The 18,025-nt window shown below is 66.6% G+C and carries 19 protein-coding genes; 7 read left to right on the forward strand and 12 right to left on the reverse strand.

From position 1 onward, the window contains the following. Positions 1 to 4: 4 nt before the first annotated feature. Positions 5 to 859: a M23 family metallopeptidase gene (locus FCK90_RS15865; protein ID WP_158033552.1), complete on the reverse strand. Its 855-nt coding sequence runs from the start codon at positions 857 to 859 to the stop codon at positions 5 to 7. Continuing rightward, a complete protein-coding gene (locus tag FCK90_RS06855) occupies positions 856 to 1,392 on the reverse strand; it encodes an ArsR/SmtB family transcription factor (RefSeq protein ID WP_158033553.1) in 537 nt (178 codons plus the stop codon). Before FCK90_RS06855 ends, FCK90_RS15865 begins: the two co-directional genes overlap by 4 nt. A 124-nt stretch (positions 1,393 to 1,516) precedes the next feature. Between FCK90_RS06855 and FCK90_RS06860 the strand changes: the two genes are divergently transcribed. From FCK90_RS06860 to FCK90_RS06870, 3 genes are read left to right on the forward strand one after another with little or no spacing between them, the layout of a single operon-like run. Further along, on the forward strand, positions 1,517 to 2,182 hold the full coding sequence (locus FCK90_RS06860; RefSeq protein ID WP_158033554.1) for an SDR family NAD(P)-dependent oxidoreductase: 666 nt from the start codon (positions 1,517 to 1,519) through the stop codon (positions 2,180 to 2,182). Positions 2,183 to 2,203: 21 nt separating this feature from the next. After that, positions 2,204 to 2,944, forward strand: a complete 741-nt coding sequence (locus tag FCK90_RS06865; protein ID WP_158033555.1) for an SDR family NAD(P)-dependent oxidoreductase — start codon at positions 2,204 to 2,206, stop codon at positions 2,942 to 2,944. A gap of 29 nt (positions 2,945 to 2,973) precedes the next feature. Continuing rightward, positions 2,974 to 3,678: a DUF1345 domain-containing protein gene (locus tag FCK90_RS06870; RefSeq protein WP_158033556.1), complete on the forward strand. Its 705-nt coding sequence runs from the start codon at positions 2,974 to 2,976 to the stop codon at positions 3,676 to 3,678. A 104-nt stretch (positions 3,679 to 3,782) separates the two neighbouring features. Here the strand turns inward: FCK90_RS06870 and FCK90_RS06875 are convergent, their stop codons facing one another. The 8 genes from FCK90_RS06875 to FCK90_RS06910 all read right to left on the reverse strand — a co-directional run bounded on the left by FCK90_RS06875 (position 3,783) and on the right by FCK90_RS06910 (position 11,578). Further along, positions 3,783 to 4,640, reverse strand: coding sequence for an aldo/keto reductase (locus FCK90_RS06875; protein ID WP_158033557.1), 858 nt, complete (start codon positions 4,638 to 4,640; stop codon positions 3,783 to 3,785). Then, positions 4,637 to 5,071 carry a cupin domain-containing protein gene (locus FCK90_RS06880; protein ID WP_158033558.1) on the reverse strand — a complete coding sequence of 145 codons (435 nt, stop codon included), beginning with the start codon at positions 5,069 to 5,071 and terminating at the stop codon, positions 4,637 to 4,639. The genes FCK90_RS06875 and FCK90_RS06880 overlap by 4 nt, the downstream gene beginning before the upstream one ends. A gap of 16 nt (positions 5,072 to 5,087) precedes the next feature. Then, on the reverse strand, positions 5,088 to 5,855 hold the full coding sequence (locus tag FCK90_RS06885; RefSeq protein ID WP_220433292.1) for a dihydrofolate reductase family protein: 768 nt from the start codon (positions 5,853 to 5,855) through the stop codon (positions 5,088 to 5,090). Next, on the reverse strand, positions 5,852 to 6,760 hold the full coding sequence (locus FCK90_RS06890; protein ID WP_158033559.1) for a helix-turn-helix domain-containing protein: 909 nt from the start codon (positions 6,758 to 6,760) through the stop codon (positions 5,852 to 5,854). Before FCK90_RS06890 ends, FCK90_RS06885 begins: the two co-directional genes overlap by 4 nt. Positions 6,761 to 6,857: 97 nt before the next feature. After that, positions 6,858 to 7,646 carry a GntR family transcriptional regulator gene (locus FCK90_RS06895; protein WP_158033560.1) on the reverse strand — a complete coding sequence of 263 codons (789 nt, stop codon included), beginning with the start codon at positions 7,644 to 7,646 and terminating at the stop codon, positions 6,858 to 6,860. 88 nt (positions 7,647 to 7,734) lie between these two features. Beyond that, the gene (locus FCK90_RS06900) at positions 7,735 to 9,168 is read right to left on the reverse strand and encodes a sugar porter family MFS transporter (protein WP_158033561.1); all 1,434 of its coding nucleotides are present in this window, start codon (positions 9,166 to 9,168) and stop codon (positions 7,735 to 7,737) included. Between the two features lie 156 nt (positions 9,169 to 9,324). After that, the gene (locus FCK90_RS06905) at positions 9,325 to 10,500 is read right to left on the reverse strand and encodes a Gfo/Idh/MocA family protein (RefSeq protein ID WP_158033562.1); all 1,176 of its coding nucleotides are present in this window, start codon (positions 10,498 to 10,500) and stop codon (positions 9,325 to 9,327) included. Between the two features lie 154 nt (positions 10,501 to 10,654). After that, positions 10,655 to 11,578 (reverse strand): sugar phosphate isomerase/epimerase family protein, encoded by a 924-nt coding sequence (locus FCK90_RS06910; protein WP_158033563.1) that lies wholly within the window; start codon positions 11,576 to 11,578, stop codon positions 10,655 to 10,657. A gap of 118 nt (positions 11,579 to 11,696) precedes the next feature. Between FCK90_RS06910 and FCK90_RS06915 the strand changes: the two genes are divergently transcribed. Beyond that, complete coding sequence (locus FCK90_RS06915) at positions 11,697 to 12,671, forward strand: LacI family DNA-binding transcriptional regulator (RefSeq protein WP_246180063.1); 975 nt, start codon at positions 11,697 to 11,699, stop codon at positions 12,669 to 12,671. Here FCK90_RS06915 and FCK90_RS06920 read toward each other — a convergent pair. After that, positions 12,668 to 13,720, reverse strand: coding sequence for a 2,3-butanediol dehydrogenase (locus tag FCK90_RS06920; protein ID WP_158033565.1), 1,053 nt, complete (start codon positions 13,718 to 13,720; stop codon positions 12,668 to 12,670). The two genes, FCK90_RS06915 and FCK90_RS06920, sit on opposite strands and share 4 nt — an antisense overlap. 118 nt (positions 13,721 to 13,838) lie before the next feature. Between FCK90_RS06920 and FCK90_RS06925 the strand changes: the two genes are divergently transcribed. Continuing rightward, complete coding sequence (locus FCK90_RS06925) at positions 13,839 to 14,450, forward strand: TetR/AcrR family transcriptional regulator (RefSeq protein WP_158033566.1); 612 nt, start codon at positions 13,839 to 13,841, stop codon at positions 14,448 to 14,450. Between the two features lie 69 nt (positions 14,451 to 14,519). Then, positions 14,520 to 15,620, forward strand: coding sequence for a PDDEXK family nuclease (locus FCK90_RS06930; RefSeq protein ID WP_158033567.1), 1,101 nt, complete (start codon positions 14,520 to 14,522; stop codon positions 15,618 to 15,620). A gap of 5 nt (positions 15,621 to 15,625) precedes the next feature. Here the strand turns inward: FCK90_RS06930 and FCK90_RS06935 are convergent, their stop codons facing one another. Then, positions 15,626 to 16,336, reverse strand: a complete 711-nt coding sequence (locus FCK90_RS06935) for a YceI family protein (RefSeq protein ID WP_181954225.1) — start codon at positions 16,334 to 16,336, stop codon at positions 15,626 to 15,628. 246 nt (positions 16,337 to 16,582) lie between these two features. Here FCK90_RS06935 and FCK90_RS06940 point away from each other — a divergent pair, with 246 nt between their 5' ends. Continuing rightward, a complete protein-coding gene (locus FCK90_RS06940) occupies positions 16,583 to 17,962 on the forward strand; it encodes an MFS transporter (RefSeq protein WP_158033569.1) in 1,380 nt (459 codons plus the stop codon). Positions 17,963 to 18,025 lie beyond the last annotated feature (63 nt).

Raw genomic sequence — 18,025 nt, forward strand, 5'->3', positions numbered from 1 at the left:
TGGTCTACGGCCGGGTCGCCATGGCCTGGCCGTTCTCGGGCACTCCGTCCGATGCACCGGGATCGTCCCCCAGCACGACGTCGGCGAAGACGAACGGCATGCCCTGCGCCGTCCTCAGGGAGACGCGGTCCATGAGCTGGGCGTGGACATGCGGCTCGGAGCTGTTGCCGGTGTTCCCGCACCGGCCGATCCGGTCGCCGGCCGTAACCCGGTCACCGGCCTGTACCTCCGCGGAACCGCGCTGGAGGTGCGCGACGGTGGCGAAGACCCCATCGTCGCTTCGGATGGTGACATGGTTGCCGACGATGAATCCGGGGCCGCCCAGTTCGCGCACGACACCTTCGGCCATCATGTAGAAGTAGCCGAGCAGATTCGACCGCGCCCGGTGGTCACGACGCCAATCGGAGGAGCGCACCACGACGCCGTCGATCATGGCGTACACGGGCTCCCCGAACGCCGGATACTCCTCGTTGGCGCGCATCGCCTCCTTGCCACCGAACTCCGGGCGCGGCCGGCCGTCGTCGGGTTCCGCCACGAGGTCGATCGCATGGGACTGCCCGTACATCCTGATGCCGTGACTGGGCACCTTGGAGGCGGGGCTGTTCATGGCCACCCACCTCCCACGGACGGGCGACTGCACACGGCGGGGCTCGTGGACCGGCGCCAGCCATCTGCCGAGCAGGATCAGGACGAGGCACAGCACCATGACGGCCAGGGCGCCATACACGATCACGGTCCAGACATCGCGGATCCCGTCGGACAGGTACCGGGCCGCGACGATGTTGGCCAGGAGCACCACTATGACAGGGATGTAGAGCGCCCCGCGGAGCCGGTAGAGCGCGAGCAGTATGCGTTTCATCGTTCCACTCCGATCATGCAGGCCAGTAGGGGCACTATGCGGGCTGCGGGAATCTGGTAGCTGCCACGGCCGCTCTGCCGCACCCAGCCGGCGGCCACCAGCTGCCTGAGGTGGTGGTGGAGCTGCCCGGTGGTGCCGAGGGTCTCCATCGCGGCCAGATCGGCGGTGGCGTGCACGCCGGAGAGGATGTGCCGGAGCAGCTCGATGCGCACCGGGTGGCCGAGTGCGGCGAAGGCGGCGGCGCGTTCGGACCAGTCGACCTCCAGGAGCCCGGCCGTGCCGGCGCTCTGCTGCCAGGAGACGGGGGCGCCGGTGGGCAGGGTCAGGGAACCGACGAGCATGACCTCCCCGTCGGAGGTCTCGGGATGATCCGCCAGTCGCGTCTCCAGTCCCGTCAGAGCCCAGAAGCGCTCCTCGCGCGTGGACGGGGACGAGGTCGCGGCCTCGACTGGAGGGGCTGCGGATTCGAGCGCCGCCACTCGCTCCGTCAATGCCTCCAACCGTTCGCGGAGCTGGTCCAGTTCTTCATCCATGGCTCCAATAGTACGTTATTACGTTTCTACGTACTAGCTCTAGATCGCAGGCATGGAATACGGAAGGGCGCTCAGCGGCTTCCCCATCAGAGAGCCCGATGGCCCACTGATGAAAGGACACCCCATGTCAACGATCGCAATTGTCGGAGCCGGACCCGGACTGGGCGCAGCGGTCGCCCGAAGGTTCGGCCGCGAAGGCTTCCAGGTAGCCCTCATCTCCCGCACGCAGGCGAATGTCGACAAGCTTGCCGAGGACCTGAAGGGCGAGGGGATCACCGCTCGCGGCTACGCCGCCGATGTGCGGGATCCCGACGCCCTGACGGCCGCGCTGAACGCCGCCGCCGAGGAACTCGGGGCCATCGACGTGCTGCAGTACAGCCCGATCCCCCACCGCGATTTTCTCAAGCCCGTCCTGGACACCTCACCGGAGGATCTGCGCGCCGCTGCCGAGTTCTCGATCCTCGGCTTCGCCACCGCGGTGCAGCAGGTGCTGCCCGGCATGCGGGGCCGTGGTCACGGCACGATCCTTCTCCCCAACGGCAACAGCGCGGCTGTGCCGAACGGCAAGGTGGCCGGAACCTCCGTGGCGTTCGCGGGCGAAGCGGCTTACGGAAAGATGCTGCACGACGAACTGGCCACCGAGGACATCCGCGTCGGCCAGCTCATCATCCCCCTCGCCATCGGCGGAGACGACGCCAACCACGCACCCGAATCCCTGGCGGACCGGCTGTGGGAGATCCATGCCCAGCCCGGTCCGTTCCGCACCGCGGTCGAACCCGCAGGTGAATGATCCAGCCGGGAAGGTAAGCCCATGCCCCGCATCCTGATCACCGGATCGACCGACGGCCTCGGCCGAGCGGCAGCACTGTCCCTACTGGAGGACGGTCACGAGGTGGTCGTCCATGCCCGGACGGAAGGCCGGCTGACAGCCGCCGACGACCTGATCGGGAGCGGGGCACGGAGCGTGATCGGAAATCTCGCGAACCTCGACGAGGTGCATGACCTCGCACGCCAGGCGAATGCCATCGGGGTGATGGACGCGGTGATCCACAACGCCGGCGTGATCAACGGGCCGGTCCTCGCGGTGAACGTCGTCGCACCCTATCTGCTGACCGCAGCCCTCGATCGTCCGGGCAGGCTGATCTATCTCAGCAGCAGCATGCACCGCGGAGGCAGCCCGGATCTGACCGGAGCCGACTGGGGCGGGGACGACGGCAGGCATTCCTACTCGGACAGCAAGCTGTTCGTCACAGCCCTGATGGCCGCCGTCGCCGAGCGGTGGGAAGGAACCATCGCGCATGCGGTCGACCCCGGCTGGGTACCCACCCGCATGGGCGGCCCCTCCGCCAGTGACGACCTCCGGCTCGGGCACGTCACCCAGGCATGGCTGGCGGTCAGCGACGATCCCGAAGCGCTGACCACCGGCCGCTACTGGCATCACCAGCGCGTCGAGACGCCTCATCCGGCCGTGTATGACACCGGCTTCCAGGAGCAGTTGCTCGAAGAGCTAGCGGAGCACACGGGCGTCGGCCTCCCGACCCGTGGCCGTTAGGCTCTGACCCCGGGTGCCATACTGGGGTGATGGCCCGAGCCCATCCGCGAACGGACTCCTTCCGCGCCACCGTCTCCTCCGTGATCTCGATGGTCTTAGTGATCGCCCTCGGGGTTGTGCTGACACATACGACCTCCCTGAATCTCGCCGATCCCCTGACCTCTCTGACGGTTACCTACGTGACCGTCTGGCCGCTCTACACGGCTCTGTACGTCGGCTGGAGCGCCAGGGTCTACGGACGGCTCGACGAGGACGAGCTCAGGTGGCTCGCCGTCAAGGAGGAACGCGACCGCCGCACATGGCTGCGGAAGCTCCTGGGCGAGGGCACCACGAACACCAGCATCACCGCAGCCTCCATCGCCGTTCTCGTGACCATCCTGATCGCGGTCCGGCCGGAGTTCCGCGGAGAGGTGGTCTACGTCGCCCTGGGTCTATTGACGGTCACAGCGTCGTGGGTGCTCATGGTGTTCTCCTTCGCCCAGGCGTATCTCCGGCTGGCACTGACGCGGGATGGCACCGACCATCTGCGATTCCATATCGACGGGCCGCCCGAGTTCTCGGACTTCGCCACCTTGGCCGTGCTCGTCTCGACCATGGCGGCGACCACGTCAGCTCAGGTCAGAACGCGCAAGGCCTGGAGGCTGGTGCGCACGAACGTCCTGATCGCCTTCGTCTTCAATTCGGTGATCGTCGCCATGATGGTCTCGCTGATCTTCGGCGGCCTGCTCCAGTAGGCGCAGCGCGGACTGGCGAGACCAGCGAGCATGACGGCGGTGAACTACGACGGCGGAAGTGCGTGTGCCGCTCGGAGCAGTCTCTCCTTCCCGGATCAGCTGCGTCATTTACCGCTGTAGACGGGGAAGGCGGCGTGCTCGCCGTAGTCCTTCTCGTCCAGGTCACGCAGCGTGTTCATGTCTTCGTCGGAGATGATGAAGTCGACCTCGGCGTTGGAGCGCATGTGCTCCGGATTCGCCGTCTTCGGCAGCGACACCGTGCCCAGCTGCAGGGTGTAGCGGATGCACAACTGCGGAACCGACACCCCGTACTTCTCCGCGATGGCAGCCACGTGCTCATTGCCCAGGATCTCCCCGTGGGCGATCGGCGAATACGCCTCCACCAGGATCCCCTTGCTCGCGCAAGAGGAGATCAGGTCGCTGGGGGTGTTGCCGGCGTGCACCAGGATCTGGTTCACGTGCGGGGCCACGGTGCCGTGCTCCAGGATGTTCTCCAGATCGCTCTCCAGGAAGTTCGACACCCCGATCGCGCGCAGCCTGCCCGCCCGGTGCGCCTCCTCCAGGGCCTTCCACGCGGCGAGGTTGCCCTCCGCGTAGTCGCCGCCGCGGAAGTCCTCCCAGGGTTGCGGAGCGTGGATGAGCATCAGATCGATGTAGTCCAGTCCCAGCTTCTCCAGCGAACCGTCGATCGCAGCCACAGCGGCGTCGTAGTCCTTGATCTCCGCAGCCAGCTTCGTGGACACGAACAGTTCCTCACGGGGGACACCGGAGGTGCGCACGCCCTCACCCACACCACGCTCGTTGCCGTAGGCCTGCGCGGTATCGATATTGCGATAACCGATCCCCACCGCCGCCCTGACGGCCTCGGCGGCCTTGTCATCGTCGATGAACCACGTGCCCAGCCCCAGCTTCGGAATCACCACATCGTTGGACAGGGTGTACGTCTCGTTGAGGGTGCTCATACGTTCTCTCCCTTCGTCGGCAGGGTGTTGTACTGCTCGTCGTCGACCGGTTCCAGCCATTCGTTGCTGACTCCCTCGCCCGGCGTGATGAAGGCGATGTGGGAGAACCACGAGTCCGCCTTCGCCCCGTGCCAGTGCTTGATGCCTGCCGGCACCCGGATCGTCGTTCCCGGCTCCATGCTGACGGGCTCCTCGCCCTCGGCCTGGTACCAGCCGCTGCCCGCTGTGCACAGCAGGATCTGGTCACCACCGCCATCGGCACCGTGGTGGATATGCCAGTTGTTCCGGCACCCCGGTTCGAAGGACACGTTGCTCACCGGCACGCTCCCGCCGGTCAGCGGGGCGAGGTAGCTCTGCCCGATGAAGTACTGCACGAAAGCATCGTTGGGCTCCCCGAGCGGAAACAGCTGGTCGAAATCCGTCTCTGCCATGATGGCTCCTCAATCCTTACTCGTTGTCGTCGGTGTTGTCGTCGGTGTTGTTGTCAGTGTCGTCGTTGTCCACGCCGTAGCGCAGCCACAAGCTCCCCGCGTCCTTCACTTCCGCGCTGATCAGGCGGAAGCCCTTCGGAGCATCGGAGGTGCGGCCGGCGGTCTCGAACAGCGCTGGGCTGTCCGACGCCCCGTCCGCTGCGGCGGCGATGACGACGCTGATCTCATCGCAGTACCCGGCCTGGACGAACGACCAGTTCAGGACGCCTCCCCCGCCGAGCATGAGCGTCTCGATCCCGAAGCTCTCCTTGAGCTTGTCCAGGAGGACGTCATAGTCGAGCTCATCCTCGCCTGCGACGATGTATGAGATGCCCAGCCGGCGCAGGAACGCCTTGTACGAGTTGCCGGCCCTCCCCGTGAGAACCTCCAGCACGTGCGCCCGGGTATCGCGGTAGCTCAGATCCGGGCTCTCCCACCCGAGCCTCCCGGACGGGTCGATCGAGACGTAGTACTTCCCCGCGTCCGTCACGGCCACGTAGTCGCCCTCGGGCACAGTCGCGGCGTTCTCGTCGAGAGCCGGTTCCTTGTAATGGGTGAAGTTGTCGTCCGTCGTCACCCGCCCGGAGAGCCACCCCTGGTGGCGGTAGTGCGGGGTGTCGCCGAACGCGAGGTCGTAGAACACGCCGCCTGCGGCCGAAGCCTCCGGGGTGCTCATGTACTTGCCGATGATCTTTCCATCGAGAGAGGTGAGCATGTGGCAGAAGATGAATGGCCTGTTCGTCATTCGGCGTACTCCTTCTTGTGCGGGTGGGTCTCATGTCCTCCGTGATCGAGGTACACGTCCTCCTCATCCCCGGCGGCCCATGAGGCGAGGAAGCGCAGTGCCTCGTAGGTGGGGCTTTCCGGTGGCGCGGTCCAGACCACGAGCTGCTGCTCGGCGTCGTGGGCTTCGACGAGAGTGTCCCAGTCGAGCACCAGCTCGCCGGCCACCCGGTGGTTGAGCGTCTTGGTGCCGGTGGTCAGGCTCTTGACCGCCCGGGCGGCCCACCACTGCCTGAACTGGGGGTCCTGCACGGACAGTTCACCGACAAGAGCAGTGAGGCGGGGATCGTCGGGGTACTTCGCCGCCTCCATGCGCAGCTGCGCTACCGCGGTCTGGGCCACTGACTCCCAATCGGCGTAGAGGGCGCGCATGACCGGGTGAGTAAACAGGATCCGCACGTAGTTGCGCTGCTTGGCGGGGATCTGTGCGAAGTCGACCATCATCGCTGCCGCGAGCCGGTTCCAGGCCAGGACGTCCATCCTGCGGCCCATCACGATCGCCGGGGTGGTCGGGAGATCGTCGAGAAGACGCTGCAGCTGCGGCTGGGCCTTCTGCGTCGTCCGCCGGGGAGCGCGCCTCGAGGGCTTGCCCGCGAGACTGAACAGGTAGCGGCGCTGGTCCTCGTCCATCTTCAGCACGTCCGCCAGGGTGTTGAGGACCGGTGCGGAGACCCTGATCCGGCCCTGTTCGATACGGGTGTAGTAGTCGGTGCTGATCGAGGCCAGCCGCGCCACTTCCTCCCGCCTCAACCCGGCGACTCGCCGCGCACCGGCGCCCTCCAGAAGCCCCGCATCACGGGGAGTGAGCTCGCCCCGGCGGGTCTTGAGGAACGTGCCGAGCTCGTTCATCTTCGTATCGCCAGCCATGCCTGCATTCTCCCCTTCCCCCCGCCGGATGTGAGGGGGAGAAAAACATCCCTGGATCTAGTCCCGTCTGCGCGGACATCTCCGCAGGAAGGTCAGGTCACTTGGCGACCAGCGTGGTCTCGAAGGCGTACAGGTCCGGGCGGTAGCAATGGGTGCCGTACTCGACCACGTCTCCTGGGTCGTCGAAGGCGATGCGCTCCATCGTGAGGACGGGGTCGCCGGACGCGATGCCGAGCAGGTCGGCCTCCTCCGCGTCGACGAGCCTGGCGCTGACGGCCTGATTGGCCACGCGGATCGCGACGCCGCGTGCGCGGAACAGCTGGTAGAGCCCCTGAGCAGCGAGCTCCCCAGCGCTGAGATCGAGGAAACCGCCGGGCAGATAGTTCTCGAGGATCGCGACCGGGCCGCCGTCGGAGGTCCGCAGGCGACGTATGTGGAGCACGTCGTCGCCCTCCGGGACCCGGAGTCTTTCCGCGATGGGCCCGGTCGCGGGAAGGACTTCATGAAGAAGCACCCGGGTAGCCGGGGCATGATCCGTGTCCTTGAGCTCGTCGTAGAGGCTCGAGAGCTCGAGAGGCCTCGGCACCTGCCCCTGCACCACCTGGGTGCCGATGCCGCGCCGGCGCACGAGCAGGCCCTTGTCGACGAGCGCCTGGATGGACCTCCTCGCCGTCGCGCGGGAGACCCCCAGGCGCTGGGCGATGGCGACCTCGTTCTCGAGCCGTGCCCCCGCGGGGATATCGCCGTCGCAGATGGCCCGCTCGAGGCGGGTGGATACCTGGTAGTAGAGGGGAACAGGGCAGTTGTGGTCGAGGTCGGTGAAGAACTCGTCGGGCCACACACGATCCAGCGGCACAGCGCCGTCGGCGGAGTGAGTCGTCGTCATAATGCCCCTTGTCGTGCGGATCCGCCCGGGCCCCGGACCCGCCCGTACTGCGCGGATCGGGCCGGGGCACCTGGCAGATGCCGTGCGGCTACTTGTTGACTATGTAGATCTGGCCGGTCGTCACGCCCACCTCGATGGATTCGAGCGTACGGCCTCGCGTCTCCGGCAGCAGCTTGAGCATGAAGAGCAGCGCAACGAAGTTGAACGCGGCCAGGAGGTAGAAGACCGACAGTCCCATGGCCGCCTCGAGCGTCGGGAAGAACAGGCCCAGGGTCGCGTTCGCGATCCACATGCAGAACACGGCGATTCCGATGCCGAGCCCGCGCATGTGCAGCGGGAAGATCTCCGAGAGGATCACCCAGGTCGCGACGTTCAGGAAGGTCTGCATGGAGCCCACGAACAGGACGACCAGCGTCAGGATGACGTACGGCTTGGCGGTGCTGTCCGGGAGGGCCAGTGCCGCGGTGCCGATGAGGATGTGGCACAGGGTGACCAGGCCGTATCCCGTGAGGAACATGGTCCGGCGGTTGACTCGGTCCATCAGGTAGAGCGACACGATGCTGCCGACCACGCCGATGAGCCCGGGGACCACGTTCGCGATGAGCGCGGCGTTGGCATCGAAGCCGGCCTGGATCAGGACGGTCTGGCCGTAGTAGACGATCGTGTTGATACCGGTCAGCTGCTGGAAGACGGCCACGCCGATGCCGATCAGCAGGATCCGGACCAGCCACTTGTTCTCAAAGACGGCCTTGAGCCCGATGGCGTGCTGCTTCTCCTCCTCCTCGGCCACGTGCTCGACGTCCCCGAGCTCGGCGATCGCCCGATCCTCGGGGCGGACGGTCTTCATCACGGCGAGTGCTTCGTCGTGACGACCTTTCTCCACCAGCCACCGCGGGGATTCCGGCATGCGCAGCATGCCGACGAACAGCCCGACGGCGGGGATCGCGCAGATCGCCAGCATGATGCGCCACACGCTGTCCATGTGTCCCCACAGATTGCCGATGAGGGCGTTCACGGCGAAGGCCGCGAAGGCACCGACGGCGATCATCACCTCATTGCGGCCCGCCAGGGAGCCACGGATCTCGTACGGTGCGAGCTCCGCCAAGTAGACCGGCACCACGGTGGACGCCCCGCCCACGGCGAGGCCGAGGACAATACGGCCGATGACCATGATGCCGAAATTCGGGGCCGCGACGACGATGATCGTGCCGGCCAGGAACGCCAGCGACAGCAGCAGGATGGTGCTGCGACGACCTCTAGCGTCGGAGAGCTTGCCGCCGAAGATGGCACCGAAGGCCGCCCCGAACAGCAGCGAGCTGGTCACCACTCCCGCCGTGAGCGGCGTGAGGCCGAGTTCCTCGGACATGGGGCGCAGGGCGCCGTTGATCACGCCGGTGTCGTAGCCGAACAGCAGCCCGCCGATGGTGGCGATCATGGCGACGATGCCCAGGCGCTTGCGATGGGGACCGTCCGTCAGCGGCGGGAGTTTGGTCCCCGCCGGAGTGGGTAATTCGGAACTCATGATGACTCCCTCGTCTGAGTGATAGAGCTGGCAGCGGTGTCGGCACTGACGATCGGCTGCCGGTGTGCGCGTTCTCGCACACGATCAAGGCGCTGGCCTGGGACGTTCGGTGAGCGTTCTGCCGCGGTCCCTGGCTAGCGGAATACGGATGGGCGCCTATCGGGCAGGCGCTACCGCGACGCCGGTACCGAGTCGGCTCGACTCGAGCGCGGCACCCACGACGTTCATCATTTCGGTGGCCGTGGCGAAATCGGTGTCCATCTGCCGGCCCGATGAGACAGAGCGCAGGAACTCCTGGATCTCAGCGGTGAAGGCCTCGGCGTAGCCCGTGCCCACACCGGCGCCGGGCATGGCCGCGACGTCGGTGAAGTAGGGGTGGGCCGGGCCCGTGAAGATCCGGCGCGGCCCGTTGTAGGCGGCATCGACCGCGCCGTCCTCGAACAGGTGGAACTCTCCCGAGGAGATCGAGTTGAACGACCCGCTCCCCCGGGTGCCGATGACCTCCACGGTCAGGGCATTCGGGGTGCCCGTCGCGATCCTGCTCAGCGCGATCTGTCCAACGGCCCCGCCCGTGAACCCCACGTTCAGCAGAGCCGTGTCGTCGTTGGTGACCGGGCCGGTCTCCGTCGAGGTCGATGCTCCGTGGCCGATCGCCCCCTGAACGGGGATCGGGCGCTCGGCGATCACGGTGCGCAGCGTGGCGCTGAGCACCTCGCCGATGGGACCGGCAACGAACTGGAGAGCGTCGATCGCGTGCGCGCCGATGTCCAGCAGCGCCCCTCCCCCGGACTGCTCCTGCGAGTAACGCCAGGAGAGCGCGCCGGCGGGGTCGGCCGCGTAATCCGCGTAGTAGGAACCGCGAACCGTATGGATCTCCCCCAGACGTCCTTCGCCGACCGCCTGTGCGAGCGCGGCGAGACCCGGGAGGCGGCGGAACGAGAAGCCGACGCCGGTCACGGCCGGGGACTGCTCGGCGAGTGCCTGCAACGATGCCGACTCCCCGGGGGTGCAGCCGATCGGCTTCTCGGCGAACAGGTGCTTACCCGAGGCGATGACCTTCGGCAGGATCTCGGCGTGCAGGAAGTTGGGCAGGGCCACGCTGATCGCATCGACGTCGCTGTCGATCAGTGCGTCCACGTCCGCCGTCGCGTTGCGGAACCCGTAGCGCCGCGCCACCGATTCGGCGAGGGCCAGGTTGGGGTCTGCGATGGTCACCAGATCGACGTTGATCTCGGATCCCACGGACATCATGGCGTTGCGGTAGCCGAAGGCATGGGCCTGGCCGGCCATTCCGGCACCGATGACGCCGACGCGGATGGGGGCAGTGGTCATGGGAGGACTCCTTTGTACGTGGAACGGGAATTTGTACATGGAACGGGAAGGGAACGGATGAAGAGATGGAGGAGGAACTGCGACGAAGATGCAGGAGAAGAGAGAAGTGTGGATCGACCACCGGAACTAGAGCGCGACAGCTTATGCGCGGACGTCACCGGAACCTGGCAGGTCCCCCGCAACCCTCGATGTACTCGCGCGTCCGGCGGGCGATCGGCAGGGGCTTGGAGAAGTCTCCGACCGGATACATGTCCTGTTCGATGACGGCGAAGATGCCGGGGGTATGCTGAGCGGCCTCGGAGAGCACCGGCCCGTATCCCGGCACGCCATGGGGTGGTTCGACCATGACGCCTTCGGCGACGGCCTCGGCGAAGGAGATGTCGTTCTTGAGCACGTGGGCGAGGTAGTCGGGGTCGACCTGCTTGAGGTGCAGGTACCCGATCCGGGACGGGTGCTCGCGGATCAGCCGCACGTTGTCGCCGAAGTAGTAGGCCAGATGACCGGTATCCAGGCAGAGATTCGTGTAGCGCTCATCGGTGCCCTCCAGCAGGCGGACGACCTCACGATAGGAGCCGATCGGGCTCTCGGCATGCGAGTGGACCTGCTGGCGCAGCCCGAACTCTTCGAGAAGTCGCCGGCCGATCTCGTCGTGACCGGCCAGGAAGCTGCTCCATTCGCCGGAATCGAAGGTGCGATGCCCGGTCACGCCGCCGTCGGCCGCACGCTCCCAGAGCTCGGGGATGGTGATGACGTACTGGCCGCCGAGGGCCTTGACCACACTCGCGACCTGCCGGACATCGGCCCAGGCACCCTCGATGGCTCCGGGTCCGCGGTGCAGCCCCGTGAAGACGGTGCCGGCGGAAAGAGCGAGGCCGTGACGCTCGAGGTCGTCTGCGAGCTTGTCCGGATCGGTGCCGAGGTAGCCGTACGGGCCGAGTTCCGTCCAGTGGTACCCGGCTTCGGCGACCTCGCGCAGGTACTGCTCGGGTCCCGGCTGAGCGTCGTCGACGGCGTTCCACACGCCCCAGGAATCGGGGGCGATGCCGACGCGCGGCGCGTCCTGTGGTGAGGTAGGCATGAGAATCAGTGAGCTCCTTTGCTGCGGCTGATGGAACGAATCTAGACTAGAGCGCTCTAGTTTGTACAGTCAATAAGGGTATTTGTCGAGAACGGATGGGCCCATGATGCGGATAACGATGGAGGACGTGGCCAGACACGTCGGCGTCTCACGGGCCCTCGTGTCCCTGGCGTACCGCAACCGCCCCGGGGTCAGCACCGAGACCAGGGAACGCATCCTCCACGCCGGCCGTGAACTGGGCTATGTCCCCAACCGCGTGGCGGCCAGGCTGGCAGGTCACGGCGGCAACACCCTGGGCGTGTTCCTGCAGGACCTGCACAACGACCTCTTCGCAGATCTCTACGAAGGCACGCGCGCCGTCGCGGATGAGGCGCACAAGCATCTAGTGCTCGGCGTCGGCGCCCTCGACGGCGGCCGGGACGCTGAAGCGCTCGAGACGCTCGCGCAGAGCCGGGTCGACGTCGTCGTCGCCTTCGGGCTGCAGCTACCCGATACCGAGGTACGGACGATCGCCGAGCGCGTGCCCATGGTGTGCGTGCTTCGGGGCGTCGCGGACGTGGACAGCGTCGTCTCCGATAACAGGCATGGAGCGCGGGCCGCGACGGAACACCTCATCGATCTGGGCCATCGCAGGATCGCGTTCCTGGCGAACCCGCCGTCGGACGGCTACATGGATCGCCGCCACGGATACATGGAGACCATCGCCGCAGCGGGACTGCGGCCCCAGGTGGTCCAGACCACCTACTCCCGGGAGACCGCTGCGAAGGACGCGGGGGCACTGCTCGACGGCGCCGACGCGCCCACCGCCATCTTCGCCCACAATGACCAGGCCGCCATGGGCGTGCTCGACGCCCTCGCGCTGCGCGGGCTCACCCCGGGACGGGACGTCTCCGTGATCGGATACGACAACAGCTCGCTGAGCAAGGCGCCGGGCACCTCGCTCACGACCGTCGACGTCGACGGTGTGGCCCTCGGACGCAGCGCCGCCGAACTCGCCCTGCGGCGGATCGAGGCACCGGGGGCGCCGTCCGAGTGGCGCACCTCGTTCCCCACCCTGGTGGTCCGCTCGACCACCGGAGCGCCGGCGGCCTAGTCCGCCCGGACGAGGACCTTCATGCGCCGGCCGGAGCGCAATGCGTGGAACGCGTCGACGACGCCGTCCAGGCTGACCTCGGAGACCCACCCCTCGGAGGTGTATTTCCCGTCGGCCATGGCCTGGATGACGGCGTCGAAGTCCTCCGGCAAGTAGGCGAGGGTGCCGCTGATGCCGGTCTCGCCCATGACGAACTGGGTCGGCTGGATCTCGGTGGGGCGCTCGTGGATCGCCACGACGATCGCCCGGCCACCGGGAGCCAGCTGGGTGAGCGCGCCGCTGAGCGCGGGCCCGATGCCTGCGGCGTCGAATGCGACGTCCACGCCACGACCGCCGGTCTCCTCCTGCACCCGCGCGGCGAGGTCCTGCGCCATGGGATTGACGACGAGATCCGCACCTACGCCCTCGATCGCGGCACGCCGCTCATCGCTCGGCTCGGAGACGATCACGGTCTCGACACCGTGGGCCCGAAGAGCGAACCACACCCCGATGCCGATCGGCCCGGCGCCGATGATCATCGCCGTCTGACCGGCCTGGATACCGCTGGCTTCCACGGCGTGCCAGGCGACCGCCATGGGCTCGACGAGTGCGCCCATTCGCAGATCCACGCCCTCGGGGAGGACATGGACCTTCGAGGCGGGAATGGTCGTGAACTCGGCCATGCCTCCCCCGTTCGAGCTCAGCCCATGGAACGCGATGGTGCGGCATATGTTGTACATGCCCTTCCCGCAGGCCGCGCAGCTCCCGCAGTAGTAGATCGGCCAGACCACCACGCGGTCACCGACCTCGACGCCGTCGACGCCGTCACCGAGTTCGACCACGGTGCCCGAGAACTCGTGACCGAGGACCTGCGGCGGCTTGGCGCCGGTAATGGGATGAGGTTCGTTGATGTTCACCCCAGATGCCTCCGGGGCGTAGTAGAAGTGCAGGTCCGAACCGCAGATCCCCGAATAGGCGTTGCGGATCTTCACCTCACCGGGACCGGGAACCGGTTCTTCGATGTCCTCGATGCGGAGGTCCTCTTGAGCGTGGAAACGAGCTGCCTTCATGATGGTTCTCCTCGAATGCTCCCCCGACGGGCCTCATTACCCGCCAGCGCGGGGGCCTGATCGGGGCTGCCCCGCATCCCCAACTATAATGCATGTGACTGATAAATAGGATGGAGTCATGGACCCCCGACAGCTCCGCACACGTCACCGGTTGCGCGAGACCATGTACCGGCTCGCGGCCGGAAAGCCGATCGAGCAGATCACCGTCGCAGAGGTGGCACGGGAGGCAGGAGTCACGCGCGACACCGTCTACCGGCACGGCGCGGACCCGGTGCGGCTGCTGGCCGGCTTCCTCGGAGAGGAGCTGCAAGAGCTCATCGCCCGCTCGACCACGGGCCTGCCCGCCTCAGTCGCCCGAGGCGGCACCGTCTTCGACGACGCCGAACGGGAACTGCTCGCACACATCGTGCGGCACGCGGAGATCTACCGGAACGCCCTCGGCTCCCGACTCATCGGCCCGGTCCGAGATGTCCTGATCGACAGCATCGCCGGCGGACTGCACGAGCACCTCGCGGCGCACCCCCAGATCGCCCCTTCTGCGGATCCCAGGATCCCCGCGGACCTGCACGCGAAGATGCTCGTGGCCTACGCCTCGGCGGGCACGGTCGCCGCGATCGAGGAGTGGCTGAGGACCGGTGATCTGAGCAAGGCCGACGCCGCCGCCCGCACCGTTCTCGCCGCCTCCCCCTCGTGGTGGCTGGGTGTCCTCAGCGCCGACCGTCCCGAATAGGCGTTCACCCCCCGTAGGCTATTTTGAGCAGAGTCAATACCTGGTCTATTCATGCGGAGGTCGAAATTCATGCCCATTGAAATGGGGGTCTGGCGCCTTGACGAGGACAAACCACGGCGCCTGCCGTTTGGTCATCTGCCGTCGGAAGCAGAACTGGAATCGTTCCTCGAACAGGACTCCTCACTTCTCGGCCAGCAATTATTGGTGATCGGTAGGCAAGTCCGGACTTCCTACAACAAATGGATAGACCTGCTGGCCATGGATAGCGACGGGAATCTGCACCTGCTGGAGTTGAAACGCGATCGCACACCTCGTGAAGTCGTCGCCCAGATCCTGGACTACGGCTTGTGGGCCACGGGGCTGGACCGGGAATTCATCATCGACCTCGCCAACCGCCATTTCCAGGAGATCGAAACTAACCTCGAGTTCGAGCAGGCCTTCAGCGAGCTGTTCGGTGCCCCAGCACCCGATGAGCTCAATAAGGACCTGGCCATGACGATCGTGGCCTCCGGCCTCGATGAGAGTTCCGAACGGATCGTGACTTACCTGCGCGGGTTCGGGGTACCGATCAACGCGGTCTTCTTCTCCTACCTGGAAGACGGCGAGCGGCGCTACCTGGCGAGGTCGTGGCTGGCCTCCGACGCCGAATCCTCGGACCAAGATTCCGGGCGCAAGGTCAGCAAACGGGCCGCGTGGAACGGGCAGGACTGGTTCGTCACGTTCAGCGACGATAACGCGCGGGACTGGGAGGACGCCCGGCGGTTCGGATTCGTATCAGCCGGGGGCGGTCAATGGTATTCGCGGACTCTGCGCAGCCTGCCGGTCGGCGCGAGAGTCTTCGTGCACGTCCCCAAGCACGGCTACGTGGGCGTGGGTGAGACCATCGGGGAGGCTGTGCCGTTCTCCGACGCTCAGGTCAATGTCGAGGGGAGCTGGACCCCGCTGGCGGACCATGACCTGACCGGCAAATATCAGCACGTCCAAGGTGACCCATCCACTGCGGACGAATTCTCGGAATACATCGTCCCGGTCCGGTGGGAGACCACCGTGCCGAAATCTCAGGCGTACTGGGAGAAGGGCATGTTCGCAAACCAGAACAGCGCCGGCAAACTACGCCAGAAATTCACGCTCGACAGGCTGGCGAGCCATTTCAACCTTGAGCAGGAGTGACCGGCTCACCCCTCGGTGAGAATCAGCGAATACTCGATCTGGCCCGTCTCCTGCACGCTCACGAAACCGAGGTCCGGAGCCTCGACGCCGTAGTCGGACCAGGTGAGGTCAGTGGCCCCGGAGACGGCCAGGGTTCCCTCCGGCGTGCGGGTGACGTGCAGCTCGACCTCGACCTGCTGTGTGGTGCCGTTGATCTCCAGTGATCCGGGGACGGTGACGGTCGCGCTGCCCGACTCGGCGAGGTCACCCAGGTCCCCCGGGCCATCGAGGGTGAACGTGGCATCGGCATGGATGGAGGTATTCACCGCCTGCGAGCGGAAGTACTGGTCGCGCTGATCCGAGTCGGTCGTGACCGTGCTCAGGTCCACGAGGACCTGACCCTCCGTGAGCGCCGAGTCGGTGATCTCGACAGTGCCGGTGACATCGCCCGTACGCCCCACCACCGTCACGTCCTCCCCGTTCAGGACCTCATCGACGCGGTACCCCGCCTCCGAACCGTCGGCCACCGTCCAGGACCCGTCGGCGCTACCGGGCTCCGCGTCGGGCAGCGCCGTGGAGCTCGCGAAGGCCTCCGGTGCGGCGTCGTTCTGGCTCGAGGCGTAGATCCGAGTTCCTATCACCACGCCCGCGATCAGCACCAGGATCACCGCGACGACAACGATCCAGGTGATCGGCCGGGTGAGGTACGAACGCGACGAGGACGTGGAGGGGCTCATACCAGGAAGTATGCGGCATCCCGCCCAGTCCATGGACCCGGCGCAGGCGAAACACGTCCTTAACCACGATCGCTCACACTCTTGATCCGGCCGGCGACCCCGGGCCGATTACGCTCTGCGTATATTCACTCGCTGGAATCTGCGACTCGCCCGCGCCCGCTCTGATCGGGGCGCGAACGGCTTCAGCATCGACCCCTTGCAGACGACCCTCTCTTGCAGACGACCCCTTGCACAAAGGAGCACAGCATGACCAGCACACAGCCGCCTCAAGGGCAGGCCACGATCAACCGCAAGGTCTTCATCGGAAGCCTCAGCGGCAGCGCCATCGAATGGTTCGACTTCTTCCTGTACGCCACCGCGGCGGCGATCGTCTTCGACAGGTTCTTCTTCCCTTCGGACGATCCGCTCGTCTCCCTGATGCTCTCCTACGTCTCGCTGTCCCTGACCTTCTTCATCCGCCCCTTCGGCGGGGTGATCTTCGCGCACATCGGCGACAAGATCGGGCGGAAGAAGACGCTCGTCATCACGCTCTCACTGATGGGTGGAGCGACGGTGGCGATAGGGCTGCTTCCCACCTTCGACCAGGTGGGCCTGCTGGCGCCGGTGCTGCTGGTGCTGTGCCGCATCATCCAGGGCCTCGCCATCGGCGGGGAATGGGGCGGCGCGCTGCTGCTGGCCTATGAGTACGCGCCCGAGAACCGCCGCGGCCTGTTCGGGTCCGTACCCCAGATGGGCATCACCATCGGCATGCTCCTGGCGACTCTCGCCTTCGCGGCCGTCAGCTCCCTGCCCACCGCGATGTTCGAAAGCTGGGGATGGCGCCTGCCGTTCATCGCCTCCATCGTGCTGGTGTTGGTCGGCCTCTGGATCCGCAGCGGGCTGGCCGAGACCCCGGCGTTCCAGGCCGCGAAGGAGAGCGGGGACGTCGCCAAGCTGCCCATCGGCGAGACGCTGCGCTACCACTGGCGTTCGGTCCTCGTGGCCATCGGCGCCAAGGTGATCGAGACCGCCCCGTTCTACATCTTCGCGACCTTCGTGGTCAGCTACGCCACGGGCATCCTGGACTTCGAGCGCTCGATGGTGCTCAACGCCGTCAGCGCGGGCGCGCTGGTCAGCACGATCATGATCCCGATCATGGGCAGGCTCTCGGACACGACCGGACGACCGGTCCTGTTCATCACCGGGACGGTGCTGATCGGCCTCTTCGCGGCCCCGTTCTTCATGCTCCTCGGAATGCACATGAACTGGGCGCTGTACGCCGCGGTCATCATCGGCCTGGGCATCTTCTGGCCTCCCGTCACCGCGACGATCGGCACGCTGACCTCGGAGATCTTCAGCACCCGAGTCCGCTACACGGGAGTGACCCTGGGCTACCAGGTGGGCGCGGCGCTGGCCGGCGGCACCGCCCCGCTCATCGCGACCTGGCTGCTCTCGCAGTACAACAACTCCTGGGTTCCGATTGCGATCTACCTGATCGCGCTCGCCGTGGTCTCGATCGTCGCCGTCGCCTGCGCCGGCCCGGTCCGCCGCCTCGAGTCGAAGCGTCTCCTGGAGCTCGGCATCACCTACGACGTCGCCCAGGCCAATGCTGTGGCGAAGCAGGAGCGGGTGGACGCACAGTCCTGAGGGCCGCAGCGCAACGTGTCGTCACGGACGCGTACGCGAGGCGCCTCCCTGCCGCGTCCTGAC

It is taken from the genome of Kocuria coralli (genome assembly GCF_008831305.1).
GTDB lineage: Bacteria > Actinomycetota > Actinomycetes > Actinomycetales > Micrococcaceae > Kocuria > Kocuria coralli.

Excerpts from the sequence above, each read along its gene's own strand:
- FCK90_RS15865 (WP_158033552.1), bottom strand. The coding sequence starts at position 859 with ATGAAACGCATACTGCTCGCGCTCTACCGGCTCCGCGGGGCGCTCTAC.
- FCK90_RS06855 (WP_158033553.1), bottom strand. The coding sequence starts at position 1,392 with ATGGATGAAGAACTGGACCAGCTCCGCGAACGGTTGGAGGCATTGACG.
- FCK90_RS06860 (WP_158033554.1), top strand. The coding sequence starts at position 1,517 with ATGTCAACGATCGCAATTGTCGGAGCCGGACCCGGACTGGGCGCAGCG.
- FCK90_RS06865 (WP_158033555.1), top strand. The coding sequence starts at position 2,204 with ATGCCCCGCATCCTGATCACCGGATCGACCGACGGCCTCGGCCGAGCG.
- FCK90_RS06870 (WP_158033556.1), top strand. The coding sequence starts at position 2,974 with ATGGCCCGAGCCCATCCGCGAACGGACTCCTTCCGCGCCACCGTCTCC.
- FCK90_RS06875 (WP_158033557.1), bottom strand. The coding sequence starts at position 4,640 with ATGAGCACCCTCAACGAGACGTACACCCTGTCCAACGATGTGGTGATT.
- FCK90_RS06880 (WP_158033558.1), bottom strand. The coding sequence starts at position 5,071 with ATGGCAGAGACGGATTTCGACCAGCTGTTTCCGCTCGGGGAGCCCAAC.
- FCK90_RS06885 (WP_220433292.1), bottom strand. The coding sequence starts at position 5,855 with ATGACGAACAGGCCATTCATCTTCTGCCACATGCTCACCTCTCTCGAT.
- FCK90_RS06890 (WP_158033559.1), bottom strand. The coding sequence starts at position 6,760 with ATGGCTGGCGATACGAAGATGAACGAGCTCGGCACGTTCCTCAAGACC.
- FCK90_RS06895 (WP_158033560.1), bottom strand. The coding sequence starts at position 7,646 with ATGACGACGACTCACTCCGCCGACGGCGCTGTGCCGCTGGATCGTGTG.
- FCK90_RS06900 (WP_158033561.1), bottom strand. The coding sequence starts at position 9,168 with ATGAGTTCCGAATTACCCACTCCGGCGGGGACCAAACTCCCGCCGCTG.
- FCK90_RS06905 (WP_158033562.1), bottom strand. The coding sequence starts at position 10,500 with ATGACCACTGCCCCCATCCGCGTCGGCGTCATCGGTGCCGGAATGGCC.
- FCK90_RS06910 (WP_158033563.1), bottom strand. The coding sequence starts at position 11,578 with ATGCCTACCTCACCACAGGACGCGCCGCGCGTCGGCATCGCCCCCGAT.
- FCK90_RS06915 (WP_246180063.1), top strand. The coding sequence starts at position 11,697 with ATGGAGGACGTGGCCAGACACGTCGGCGTCTCACGGGCCCTCGTGTCC.
- FCK90_RS06920 (WP_158033565.1), bottom strand. The coding sequence starts at position 13,720 with ATGAAGGCAGCTCGTTTCCACGCTCAAGAGGACCTCCGCATCGAGGAC.
- FCK90_RS06925 (WP_158033566.1), top strand. The coding sequence starts at position 13,839 with ATGGACCCCCGACAGCTCCGCACACGTCACCGGTTGCGCGAGACCATG.
- FCK90_RS06930 (WP_158033567.1), top strand. The coding sequence starts at position 14,520 with ATGCCCATTGAAATGGGGGTCTGGCGCCTTGACGAGGACAAACCACGG.
- FCK90_RS06935 (WP_181954225.1), bottom strand. The coding sequence starts at position 16,336 with ATGAGCCCCTCCACGTCCTCGTCGCGTTCGTACCTCACCCGGCCGATC.
- FCK90_RS06940 (WP_158033569.1), top strand. The coding sequence starts at position 16,583 with ATGACCAGCACACAGCCGCCTCAAGGGCAGGCCACGATCAACCGCAAG.